General features: G+C 59.4%; 10 protein-coding genes. 7 read left to right on the top strand and 3 right to left on the bottom strand.

Features of this window, described 5'->3' with window-relative positions; translation table 11 throughout:
• Positions 1-207 precede the first annotated feature (207 nt).
• From nadE to ACWKWE_RS19750, 3 genes are all read right to left on the bottom strand, one after another.
• On the bottom strand, positions 208-1,035 hold the full coding sequence (nadE, locus tag ACWKWE_RS19740) for an NAD(+) synthase (RefSeq protein WP_166595996.1): 828 nt from the start codon (positions 1,033-1,035) through the stop codon (positions 208-210).
• Positions 1,036-1,098: 63 nt separating this feature from the next.
• The gene (pncB, locus tag ACWKWE_RS19745; protein ID WP_166595995.1) at positions 1,099-2,298 is read right to left on the bottom strand and encodes a nicotinate phosphoribosyltransferase; all 1,200 of its coding nucleotides are present in this window, start codon (positions 2,296-2,298) and stop codon (positions 1,099-1,101) included.
• Positions 2,299-2,628: 330 nt separating this feature from the next.
• On the bottom strand, positions 2,629-3,534 hold the full coding sequence (locus ACWKWE_RS19750; protein ID WP_483851443.1) for a LysR family transcriptional regulator: 906 nt from the start codon (positions 3,532-3,534) through the stop codon (positions 2,629-2,631).
• A gap of 163 nt (positions 3,535-3,697) precedes the next feature.
• Here ACWKWE_RS19750 and amaB point away from each other — a divergent pair, with 163 nt between their 5' ends.
• The 7 genes from amaB to ACWKWE_RS19785 all read left to right on the top strand — a co-directional run bounded on the left by amaB (position 3,698) and on the right by ACWKWE_RS19785 (position 12,106).
• Entirely contained in the window at positions 3,698-5,188 is a 1,491-nt protein-coding gene (gene amaB, locus ACWKWE_RS19755; RefSeq protein ID WP_483851444.1) for an L-piperidine-6-carboxylate dehydrogenase, read from the top strand.
• A 159-nt stretch (positions 5,189-5,347) separates the two neighbouring features.
• Positions 5,348-6,631, top strand: a complete 1,284-nt coding sequence (gene amaA / locus ACWKWE_RS19760) for an L-pipecolate oxidase (RefSeq protein ID WP_483851445.1) — start codon at positions 5,348-5,350, stop codon at positions 6,629-6,631.
• Between the two features lie 357 nt (positions 6,632-6,988).
• On the top strand, positions 6,989-8,122 hold the full coding sequence (locus ACWKWE_RS19765; RefSeq protein WP_483851446.1) for a branched-chain amino acid ABC transporter substrate-binding protein: 1,134 nt from the start codon (positions 6,989-6,991) through the stop codon (positions 8,120-8,122).
• 183 nt (positions 8,123-8,305) lie between these two features.
• Positions 8,306-9,220, top strand: a complete 915-nt coding sequence (locus ACWKWE_RS19770) for an ABC transporter permease subunit (RefSeq protein WP_166595990.1) — start codon at positions 8,306-8,308, stop codon at positions 9,218-9,220.
• 2 nt (positions 9,221-9,222) lie between these two features.
• A complete protein-coding gene (gene livM / locus ACWKWE_RS19775; protein ID WP_166595989.1) occupies positions 9,223-10,518 on the top strand; it encodes a high-affinity branched-chain amino acid ABC transporter permease LivM in 1,296 nt (431 codons plus the stop codon).
• Positions 10,518-11,393 (top strand): ABC transporter ATP-binding protein, encoded by an 876-nt coding sequence (locus ACWKWE_RS19780; RefSeq protein ID WP_166595988.1) that lies wholly within the window; start codon positions 10,518-10,520, stop codon positions 11,391-11,393. The genes livM and ACWKWE_RS19780 overlap by 1 nt, the downstream gene beginning before the upstream one ends.
• Complete coding sequence (locus ACWKWE_RS19785) at positions 11,390-12,106, top strand: ABC transporter ATP-binding protein (protein WP_166595987.1); 717 nt, start codon at positions 11,390-11,392, stop codon at positions 12,104-12,106. Before ACWKWE_RS19780 ends, ACWKWE_RS19785 begins: the two co-directional genes overlap by 4 nt.
• The last annotated feature ends 478 nt before the right edge of the window (positions 12,107-12,584 follow it).

Below are 12,584 nucleotides of genomic sequence, written 5' to 3' on the forward strand. Positions count from 1 at the left end.
CGAGAAAGTCAGGCCGCTATGAAAGCCTTGATGACGGACGCCATCAAGCGAAAAAAAACGACGGGTTCATTCCGTTTTCGAATGCTGGGCGATGGGCCTGGCGCGACCCTGTAGGAGTGAGCTTGCTCGCGAATGCGGTGTATCAGCAACAGGTGATGTTTCTGACAGATTGCAATCGCGAGCAAGCTCACTCCTACAGGTTTTTCACTATGGCGCGTAAGGCAGGTCGCGCTTGTGCTGGGTCTTGCGGTAGGTGTTGGCGATGATGTCGAACGCTTCCTGGCGCAGCGGTTGGCCGTGCAGGAAGGCGTCGATCTCGGCGTAAGTCACGCCGTGGGAGGCTTCGTCGGGTTTGCCCGGCACCAGGTCTTCGAGGTCAGCAGTCGGAATTTTCTCGACCAGATACTCCGGGGCACCAAAGCTGCGGGCGATGGCGCGGACCTGATTCTTCACCAGACCGCTCAACGGGGCGAGGTCGCAGGCGCCGTCGCCGAACTTGGTGAAGAAGCCCATCACCGCTTCCGCCGCGTGGTCGGTGCCGATCACCAGGCCGCCGCGAACGCCCGCGATGGTGTACTGCGCGACCATCCGCGTGCGTGCCTTGACGTTGCCTTTGACGAAATCCACCGCCGCATCGGACTGGCCTTCGAAGGCTTTGACTTGCTCAACCAACGCCTTGACCGACGGGGCGATGTCCACAGTGTGGCGCTCGTCCGGGTTGATGAAATCCACCGATGCTGTGGCTTCGTGTTCGTCGTGCTGAATGTGATACGGCAGGCGCACGGCTATGAACTGGTAGGCGTTGTCGCCGGTGCTGTCGCGCAATTCCTTCACGGCGCGCTGGGCGAGCAGGCCAGCGGTCAGCGAATCGACGCCGCCGCTGATGCCCAGTACCAGCACTTTCAGGCGGGCGTTGTGCAGGCAGTCCTTGATGAACTGGATTCGGCGTGCGACCTCGGTTTCAAGCTCGCCCTGATTGGCGAAGGGGGCCTGAACCTTGAGCTCCTTGGCGATCTCGAGCTGTACGGCTTGCATGATTGACTCCTTATGAAGAAGAAAAAGAGGCATGTAAAAAAGTGGGGCAGTACGGTGCTCGGGTCAGGCTGGCACCTTGAATACGTGGCGCAGGTAGGACACGAATTCCGGGTCCTTGCATTGCGTCTTGCCGGGCTCGTCGGAAATCTTCGCCACCGGCTGACCGGCGCAGGCGGTCATCTTAAGCACGATGCTCATCGGCTGGACCCCCGGCACATCAGCCGTGAGGTTGGTGCCGATGCCGAAGCTGACATTGATCCGACCACGCAGCGCCCGGAATATTTCCAGCGCTTTGGGCAGGTTCAGGCCGTCTGAGAACACCAGCGTCTTGCTCATCGGATCGATGCCCAGCTTTTGGTAGTGGGTAATACACTTTTCAGCCCACTGAACCGGATCGCCCGAATCGTGGCGCAGGCCGTCGAAAAGCTTGGCGAAGAACAGATCGAAATCGTTCAGGAAGGCGTCGGTGGTGATGCAGTCGGTGAGGGCGATACCCAGCAGACCGCGGTACTCGCGCACCCAACAATCAAGGGCGGCACTCTGGCTGTCGATCAGTCGAGGGCCCAATTGCTGGTGCGCCATGATCCATTCGTGAGCCATGGTGCCGAGGGGTTTGAGGTCGAACTTGCGCGCCAGGTGCACGTTGCTGGTGCCGACGAACTGGCCGGGGAAATCTTTTTTCAGCACTGAAACGACGTCTTCCTGAACCGCGAAAGAGAAGCGGCGGCGGGTGCCGAAATCGGCGACTTTCAGTTCGGCCAACTCGTCAGGCGTGGCGGTGGCGGTCAGCCAGTCGAACTTGCGGTAGAGCTGGTCGCGCGCCTGAATCAACAGCGTGTTGGGGTTGCGATAACGGTTCCGCACTTCGCTGACGATGGCCAGGATCGGCACTTCGAACAGGATCACGTGCAGCCAGGGGCCGCAGAGGCGGATGCACAACTCGTCATTCTCAATGCTGGTCTGCACGTAGCGCAGGTTGAAGCGGAACAGACCGAGGAAGCGCAGGAAATCGGGCTTCATGAAACTGATGCGTTCGAGAAAGCCGATGTCTTCGACGCTCAGGGACAGGTCGCACAGCTGCTCGATCTGGTGCCGGATCTCCATCAGATAAGGCCGCAAGTCCTCGCCGTTGCGGCAGCGAAACTCCCACTCAACGTCGACGTTGGGGTAGTTGTGAAGGACGGCCTGCATCATGGTCAGCTTGTAGAGGTCGGTATCGAGCAGGTTCTGAACGATGCGATCTGCGAAAGCGCTCTCACTCATTGTGTCGCTCCAGCCAGCAGTGGCCGCAAACATGCGGCTCGTGGAAATCGAGTCGGTGTCGCATACAACCTTGTGGTAGCTGGGCTGATGGCTTCAGGCCGCTACGTCCGGCGTGTTATTGACGATGACGGACATAATGCCAGTCGTCGCCGGCTTGGGGCAGAAATGTTTCAGCTGTTGGATGTTGTCACCGAGCGTTGGGCAAGAAGTTTGAGCCCTGTGGGAGCGAATTCATTCGCGAAAGGCCGGTACATTCGACGCAGCTCTATTGCCCATACCGACGCATCGCAAATGAATTCGCTCCCACAGGGGGGGGGAGAGTCTGATCACTTATTGCGGTGTCGGTTGATCCAGTTGCTCCAGCATCCATTCCACAAACCCCCGGATTTTCGGCACTTCTGCCGCGTGTTCCGGGTAGGCGAGGTAATAGGCGTCGTGGCTGGGGAGGGCATGAGGCCAGGGAATGACCAACTTGCCGTCGGCCAACTCTTCTTCAACCAGAAAGCGCGGCAGCAATGCCACGCCGCACCCCACTTGCGCTGCGCGGATGCACATGTAGAACGTTTCGAAACGCGGGCCGTGATAGCTGTGTTCGGTCTGATAACCCTGACTTTCGAACCACTCATGCCAGCCCTGTGGTCGATGGGCGTTTTGCAGCAAGACCAGGTCGGCGAGTTGAGTGGGATCGGTGAAAGATTTGTCGGGAAGGCTGTCGGGCGAACAGACCGGTACCAGTTCTTCGCCAAACAGCTTCACACTTTCCGCGCCGGGTCGGGCCCCCTGACCGAAATAGAACGACAGGTCGCAACGGCTCTGGGCGAGGTCATCGCTTTCCTGTTCGTTCACCAGGTCCAGATGAATGTGCGGATACCGAAGACGCCAGCCTTTCAGACGTGGGACCAGCCACCGGGCGCCGAAGGTCGAGGGCGTCGAAACGCGCAGGACTTCGGTTTCGCCGCCGTAGGAACGCAGGAAGTGCGTGGACATCTCCATCTGCGTGAGGATTTTTCGCACCTCCGCCAAATATAAAGCCCCGGCTGGCGTGAGCTGTAGACGACGGCGCACGCGTCTGAATAGCAGGTGCTGGACGAGCTCTTCAAGTTGCGCGACCTGTTTGCTGACCGCACTTTGGGTCAGATTCAGTTCTTCGGCGGCACGGGTGAAACTCAGGTGCCGGGTCACCGCTTCGAAACATTGCAGCGCGGTGATGGACGGCAGATGGCGTCTGTTCAGCATATTCAGGCCTGCTCGGCGTCAGCATGAAAAAACGGAATGATATCTCGCTTAATCGTCGTTTGTTGCATGACGTCACGCCAGCTATTACTAGAAGCTGACGAAACACCTCAATCCCAGTATTCCGCAATCGCGTTTTACGGCTCATCCGAATCCAGGAGAAATCATGCTCAACGATCTGCTAACCCGTCTCGGTGTCGACCCTGCTCTTTACCAGAAGGGCGACAAGCCTGTTCACACGCCGATCGATGGCAGTCAGGTGGCTTCGGTCAGTTGGGAAGGGGCGGCCGAAGTCGAGCAGCGCATCACCCGTGCCGAGCACGCGTTCGACGCCTGGCGCAAAGTTCCGGCGCCTCGCCGTGGCGAATTGGTGCGCCTGTTCGGTGAAGCGCTGCGCAAACACAAGGCTGACCTCGGCGAGCTGGTGTCGTGGGAAGCGGGCAAGATCACTCAGGAAGGTCTGGGTGAAGTCCAGGAGATGATCGACATCTGCGATTTCGCCGTCGGCCTGTCCCGCCAAATGTACGGCCTGACCATCGCCTCCGAGCGTCCGGGTCACCACATGCGTGAAACCTGGCACCCGCTGGGCGTCGTCGGTGTGATCAGCGCGTTCAACTTCCCGGTGGCGGTCTGGTCGTGGAACACCGCGTTGGCGCTGGTGTGCGGCAACTCGGTGATCTGGAAGCCGTCGGAAAAGACGCCGCTGACCGCCTTGGCGTGCCAGGCCCTGTTCGACCGCGTCGCCGCTGAGTTCTCGGACGCCCCGCAATTCCTCGCACAATGTGTGATCGGTGGCCGCGACGCTGGCGAAGCGCTCGTGGATGACGAACGTGTCGCCCTGATCAGCGCCACGGGCAGCACCCGCATGGGCCGTGAAGTGGCGCCGAAAATCGCCGCGCGTTTCGCTCGCAGCATTCTGGAACTGGGCGGCAACAACGCCATGATCCTGACCCCAAGCGCCGATCTGGACCTGGCCGTTCGCGCCGTGCTGTTCAGCGCCGTCGGCACCGCCGGTCAGCGCTGCACCACCCTGCGTCGCCTGATCGCGCATAACTCGGTCAAAGCTGAGTTTGTCGAGCGCCTGAAAGCCGCTTACGCCAAAGTGCGCATCGGCCACCCGCTGGAAGGCAACCTGGTCGGTCCGTTGATCGACAAGCAAAGCTTCGAAAACATGCAGGAAGCGCTGGAACAGGCGTTGAGCGAAGGCGGCACCGTGTTTGGCGGCAAGCGTCAATTGGCCGACAAATTCCCGAACGCGTTCTACGTGTCGCCTGCCATCGTCGACATGCCTGAGCAAAGCGACGTGGTGCGCAGCGAGACCTTCGCGCCGATTCTGTACGTGGTCGGTTACGACGATTTCGCCGATGCGGTGCGCTTGAACAACGACGTGCCACAAGGCCTGTCTTCGTGCATCTTCACCACAGATGTGCGTGAGGCCGAACAGTTCATCTCGGCGCTGGGCAGCGACTGCGGCATCGCCAACGTCAACATTGGCCCGAGTGGTGCAGAGATCGGCGGCGCGTTCGGCGGCGAGAAGGAAACCGGCGGCGGCCGTGAATCCGGCTCGGATTCGTGGAAGGGCTATATGCGTCGCCAGACTGCGACCGTCAACTACTCCCGCGAGCTGCCGTTGGCGCAGGGCATTACGTTTGATTGATGCCTGTGACGCGGTGTAGCAACTGCACCGCGTCAACCTGATCGCGAGCAAGCACTCCTGCAGGGTAGCGTTGATTCTGTAGGAGTGAGCTTGCTCGCGATAGCGTAAGAATAAGCAATATTGAATTGAATCATCGTTTGTCCTTTTCGAGGTTTTGCGATGCCGCTACGCGAAGAATGTCTGTGGGAAACGCTGACGCCGCAGAGGCCTGAGGCGCCGGCGTTGAAGGGGGAAGTGACCGTCGATGTGTGCGTGATCGGCGCAGGCATCACGGGGTTGTCGGCAGCGCTGCATTTGCTTGAACAGGGCAAGAACGTCGCCATCGTCGAAGCCCATCGCACCGGCCAAGGCGGCTCGGGGCGTAACGTGGGATTGGTCAACGCCGGGCTGTGGATTCCGCCCGACGAGATTGAAGCCGGTTTCGGCGAGAAAATCGGCAGCCAGCTCAACACCATGCTCGGCAACGCGCCGTCGCTGGTGTTCAGCCTCATTGAAAAATACAACATCGATTGCCAGGCCACGCGCACAGGCACGCTGCACATGGCGCACAACGCCAAGGGCGAGCTGGATCTGCGCAGCCGCGAAGAACAATGGAAACGCCGTGGCGCGCCCATCGAACTGCTGACCGGCAAAGCCTGCCAGGAAGCCACCGGCACTCGGGAAATCACCGCCGCGCTGCTCGACCACCGCGCAGGCACCATCAACCCGATGGCCTACACCAGCGGTCTGGCTGCAGCGGTTACCTCGCTGGGAGGCCAGCGTTACGATCACTCGCCGGTCAAGCGGCTGGAGCGTCAGGGCCAACGTTGGTGCGTGATCACCGACAACGGCTCGGTCATCGCCGATCAAGTCGTCATCGCGTCCAACGCCTACACCGAAGGCGACTGGACTGAAGTCCGCCGCAGCTTTTTCCCTGGCTATTACTATCAAGTGGCCTCCGCGCCGCTGACGGAAGAGGCTGCCCAGCAGATTCTTCCCGGTGGACAGGGCTCCTGGGACACCCGCCAAGTGCTGAGCAGCATCCGTCGCGACGCGGATGGGCGCCTGTTGCTGGGCAGCCTGGGCAACGGCAATCAGAAGCCGACGTGGTTCCTCAAGGCCTGGGCAGACCGCATTCAGCAGCACTATTTCCCGTACCTGAAAAAGGTCGAGTGGGAATGCACTTGGACGGGCTGCATCGATTTCACGCCCGATCATTTGCTGCGCATGTATGAGCCTGCACCAGGACTGGTCGCGATGACCGGATACAACGGCCGAGGCAACACGACCGGCACAGTGGTCGGTAAAGCCTTCGCCGATTACCTGTGCGGTGGCAACCCGAATGTGCTGCCGATCCCGTTTGCTCCCATGCAGCCGCTCTCGGCCATTGCTTTACGCAGCTCTTTATACGAAGCTGGCTTTTCGCTATACCATGCGGGGCAATGTCTCAGGGTTGTGATCTGAGGCGAAATGTTTGTCATAAATCAACGCTTTTGCGCATATCCACTACCCTGAAATGGTGCGTCCCGTAGCGGTCCCGCACCGCCGGTGTGCAGTTCGGTGACGCAAGCTGTAACAACAGGGTTGTACAGGTCAGGGCAGTGCGGTTGCGCGCGTTATTCGGGAGGGTTGCTCTACAAAAGTCGCAGGGTTGCACCTTGCGCGGTTTAGACGGTTGCACGCCCAATAAAAAAGGGCTCAAAACAGTCGAATAACAACAAAACGACGACTTTTTTCAGAATAAAAAACCGATGGCACGCCACTTGCTCAGAGCATCTCTGTGGTCGCAGTGCTAATTAAAAAACCTAGGAGCACCAACTCATGTCGCAGACGTTTTACAGGAAAGGCTTTCTGGCACTCGCAGTCGCTACTGCAATGGGTGTGGCTACTTTTGCACAGGCTGACGTCAAGATCGGCGTTTCTGGTCCAATGACCGGCGCCAACGCCTCGTTTGGTTTGCAGTTCTGGAAAGGCGCTCAGGCTGCGGCTGACGCTATCAACGCTGCGGGCGGCGTCAACGGGGAGAAAATCTCGCTGACTCAATACGACGATGCGTGCGAGCCTAAACAGGCCGTGGCCGTCGCCAACAAAGCTGCGTCCGACAAGATCGTGGGCATCGTGGGTCACTTCTGCTCGTCTTCGACCATCCCTGCGTCGGAAGTCTATGACGAAGCCGGCATCATCACGATCACCCCTGCGTCGACCAACCCGAACGTGACTGAACGTGGCCTGGGCGCGATGTTCCGTATGTGCGGCCGTGACGACCAGCAAGGTATCGTCGCTGGCGATTACATCGTCGACGTGCTGAAAGGCAAGAAAGTCGCGGTCATCAACGACAAAGACACTTACGGTAAAGGCCTGGCTGACGCCACCGCCAAGCAACTGACCGCTCGCGGCGTGAAGCCGGTACTCGAAGAAGGCCTGACCCGTGGCGAGAAAGACTTCAGCGCCCTGGTGACCAAGATCCGTGGCGCCGGTGCCGACGTGGTTTACTTCGGTGGTCTGCACCCGGAGGCCGGTCCTCTGGTTCGCCAAATGCGTGAGCAAGGCCTGAAAGACGTCAAGTTCATGTCCGACGACGGCGTTGTGACCGACGAACTGGTCACCACCGCTGGCGGCGCTCAGTACGTCGATGGCGTGTACATGACCTTCGGCGCCGACCCACGCCTGCTCCCAGACAGCAAGGCTGTTGTGGATCAGTTCCGCAAAGGCGGCTACGAGCCTGAAGGCTACACCCTGTATTCCTACGCTTCGGTTCAGGCCCTGGCTGCTGCATTCACTGGCGCCAAGTCCACCAAAGGCGAGGAAGCGGCCAAGTGGCTGAAAGCTCACCCGGTGAAAACCGTCATGGGTGAGAAAAACTGGGACACCAAAGGCGACTTGAAAGTCTCCGACTACGTGGTTTACCAGTGGGACAAGGATGGCAAATATCACCAGCTCGAAAAGCAGAAGTAAGTTGAGCGCCTAGTCGAGTCAGCCGTTTTGCGGGCTTGGAACCTCGAAACGGCCTGACCCGGTAATCGATGCCGCCTTGCGCGGCGTCGGATTCTTCTGTTGCCATCGTGCGCGTCCCGTTATTCCTCACGAGGGAGTTTCCGGTCCGCGCCGGGTTGGCCTTCAAGTTCGTGAGCGTGCGTGATGGATGGTATTTTCCTGCAACAAATGGTCAACGGCCTGACCCTGGGTTCGGTCTACGGCCTGATCGCCATCGGTTACACGATGGTTTACGGCATCATCGGCATGATCAACTTCGCCCACGGCGACGTGTACATGATTTCCGCCTACCTCGCAGCCATCGGCCTGGCCGTGCTGTCGTTCTTCGGTATCGAGTCGTTCCCTTTCCTGATTCTCGGCACGCTGATCTTCACCATCGTGGTGACCGGTGTGTATGGCTTCGTCATCGAGCGCGTGGCCTACAAGCCACTACGTAACTCGACACGTCTGGCACCGCTGATCAGTGCCATTGGTATCTCCCTGATCCTGCAAAACTACGCGCAAATCGCACAGGGCCCACGTCAGCAAGGTGTTCCGACCCTGCTCGAAGGTGCCATGCGGTTTGAAGTCGGCCATGGTTTTGTGCAGATCACTTACACCAAGATATTTATCCTGATCGCCGCGTTTGTCGGCATGGGCGTACTGACCTACATCATCAAGTACACCAAGCTGGGCCGCATGTGCCGCGCCACGCAGCAGGATCGCAAGATGGCTTCGATTCTGGGGATCAACACCGACCGGATCATTTCCTACGTGTTCGTCATCGGTGCTGCCATGGCGGCACTCGCAGGCGTTCTGATCACCATGAACTACGGCACGTTCGACTTCTTCGCCGGGTTCGTCATCGGCATCAAGGCCTTCACCGCAGCGGTACTCGGCGGTATCGGTTCATTGCCGGGCGCGATGCTTGGTGGATTGATCCTGGGGGTTGCCGAGTCGCAATTCTCCGGTCTGATCAACTCCGACTATAAAGACGTGTTCAGTTTCGGCCTGCTGGTAGTGATTCTGATCTTCCGTCCTCAAGGCCTGCTGGGTCGCCCACTCGTGGCGAAGGTGTAACCATGTCTGCTCCTGTCAAACCCATCGATATCAAACAAAGTCTGATCGACGCGGTGGTTGCCGGCTTGCTGGCGCTGATCGTGTTCGGCCCCATCGTCGGCATCGTGCTGGACGGCTATGGCTTCAACATGCAACCGGGTCGCGTCGCGGCGCTGGTCGGTGTGGTGGTGGTCGGTCGCTTCCTGATGAGCCTGTTCCTGCAAACCCCGAAAGGTGTGGCCATCGCCCAGAGTTTCGAAAGCACCGGCTCTGGCGTCCACGTGCTGCCACCGGGTTACAAGACTCGCCTGCGTTTCATCATTCCGCTGATGATCCTGATCGCCGTGATCTTCCCGGTGTTCGCTGACAAATACGTCCTGACCGTCGTCATTCTCGGCCTGATCTACGTGTTGCTGGGCCTGGGCCTGAACATCGTGGTCGGCCTGGCCGGGCTGCTCGACCTGGGTTACGTGGCGTTCTACGCCATCGGTGCTTACGGTCTGGCGCTGGGTTATCAGTATCTTGGCCTGGGTTTCTGGTCGGCGTTGCCACTGGCGGCCATCGCTGCGGCGTTTGCCGGTTGCATCCTGGGCTTCCCGGTCCTGCGCATGCACGGCGACTACCTGGCCATCGTGACCCTGGGCTTCGGTGAAATCATTCGTCTGGTGCTCAACAACTGGCTGTCGTTCACTGGCGGCCCGAACGGCGTGCCGGTGCCTTCGCCAACGTTCTTCGGCTTGGAATTCGGGCGTCGGGCCAGAGATGGCGGGATTCCGATCCACGAATATTTCGGCTTCGAATACAACCCGGACCTGAAATTCATCTTCATCTATGCCGTGCTGTTCCTGGTCGTGCTGGCGGTGCTGTACATCAAGCACCGTCTGACCCGTATGCCGGTCGGCCGGGCCTGGGAAGCGTTGCGTGAAGACGAAATCGCCTGCCGTTCCATGGGCCTGAACCACGTGCTGGTCAAGCTCTCGGCGTTCACCATCGGTGCCTCGACGGCAGGCTTGGCGGGTGTGTTCTTCGCCAGCTACCAAGGCTTCGTCAACCCGACCTCGTTCACCTTCTTCGAATCCGCGCTGATCCTGGCCATCGTTGTCCTCGGCGGCATGGGTTCGACCGTGGGCGTGGTGATTGCCGCATTCGTGCTGACCGTTGCCCCTGAAATGCTGCGCAGCTTCGCGGAATACCGCGTGCTGCTGTTCGGCATCCTGATGGTGCTGATGATGATCTGGCGCCCACGTGGCCTGATTCGCATCAGCCGCAGCGGCGTACAACCACGCAAAGGCGTGCTGGCAAAAGTGGAGGGCGCGTGATGAGCGACGAAATCGTTCTGTCCGTCGAGAACCTGATGATGCACTTCGGCGGTATCAAGGCCCTCAGCGACGTGAGCCTGGAAGTGCGCCGCAACTCGATCTTCGCCCTGATCGGCCCTAACGGCGCAGGCAAGACCACCGTGTTCAACTGCCTGACCGGCTTCTATAAAGCCACCGGCGGCAAGATCGAGCTGAACGCGCGCGGCAAGAAAACCAACGTGATCCAGCTGCTCGGCGAGCAGTTCCGGGTCAGCGACTTCGCCTCGCCCAAGCGTTTCGGCAGCCGTCTGTTCTACAAAATGTTCGGCGGCACGCATCTGGTGAACCGTGCAGGCCTGGCGCGTACGTTCCAGAACATTCGCCTGTTCAAGGAAATGTCCGTTGTCGAGAACCTGCTGGTCGCCCAGCATATGTGGGTCAACCGCAACATGATCGCGGGCATTCTCAACACCAAGGGCTACCGCAAGGCCGAGGAAGACGCGCTGAACACCGCCTTCTACTGGCTGGAAGTGGTGGATTTGGTGGACTGCGCCAACCGTCTCGCCGGTGAGCTGTCCTACGGGCAGCAGCGTCGTCTGGAAATCGCCCGCGCCATGTGCACCCGCCCACAGGTCATCTGCCTGGACGAACCGGCCGCAGGGCTCAACCCACAGGAAACCGAAGCGCTGAGCGGCATGATCCGCCACCTGCGCGACGACCACGACATGACCATCGTGCTGATCGAGCACGACATGGGCATGGTCATGGGCATTTCCGACGATATCGTCGTGCTCGACCACGGTAACGTGATTGCCAAGGGCAAGCCGGAGCAGATTCGCAACGATCCGAAGGTGATCGCGGCGTACCTGGGTGCTGATGAAGAGGAGCTGGTATGAGTAAGCCGATCCTCGAACTGAAAGAGATCGACGTGTATTACGGGCCGATTCAGGCTCTGAAGAAAGTCTCGATGCACATCAACGAAGGCGAAACGGTCAGCCTGATCGGCTCCAACGGCGCGGGCAAATCCACGCTGCTGATGTCGATCTTCGGCCAGCCTCGCGCGGCCAGTGGCCAGATCATCTATCAGGGCACCGACATCACCCAGAAGTCGTCGCACTACATCGCGTCCAATGGCATTGCGCAGTCGCCGGAAGGCCGCCGTGTGTTCCCCGACATGTCGGTGGAAGAGAACCTGATGATGGGCACGATTCCGATTGGGGATAAGTACGCAAGCGAAGACATGCAGCGCATGTTCGAGCTGTTCCCGCGCCTCAAGGAGCGTCGTAATCAGCGCGCCATGACCATGTCCGGTGGCGAACAGCAAATGCTCGCCATCGCCCGCGCCCTGATGAGCCGCCCGAAACTGTTGCTGCTGGACGAGCCGAGCCTTGGCCTGGCGCCGATCATCGTGAAGCAGATTTTCTCCACCCTGCGTGAACTGGCGAAAACCGGTATGACGATCTTCCTCGTCGAGCAGAACGCCAACCACGCCCTGAAGCTGTCAGACCGCGCCTACGTGATGGTCAACGGCGAGATTCGTCTCACAGGCACCGGGCAGGAGCTCCTGACCAACGAGGAAGTGCGCAACGCCTATCTTGGCGGGCATTGAGTCCTCCAGTACTTCGGCAATAACCAACGCCTTGAGTGTTATTCACTCGGGGCGTTTTGCATTCTGCGTGGCGCGTCGAGCGTTCCTGGTAATGGAATAAGCGGCCTACCCCTGTGGGAGCGAATTCATTCGCGAGAGGGCGGTACAACCGATAGGGATGTGTCGGATGTACCTACCCATCGCGAATAAATTCGCTCCCACAGGTTTGTCGTCGGCTCATCCGTAGGAGTCCGGCGTGCTGGCGCAGGGATTTTTCGGACGCCACCGCCGCCAAGCCGTGCTGCTAAAGAGGAATGCAAGGCTGATGATGCCAATTGTGGAAAACAATTTTGAAGAGCTGCCAAAGCGCGACACTTAGCCGCTGCAAATGGTTGTTTTGTCACGTTTTTGACTTGTTCAGTTTTACTGTGGAGGTGACTGTGAATAAGTTGGTGGCAGTTGGCTACAGGCCTTTGTTTATAAGGCTTACAGAGGGTTG

It is taken from the genome of Pseudomonas salicis (assembly GCF_057128705.1).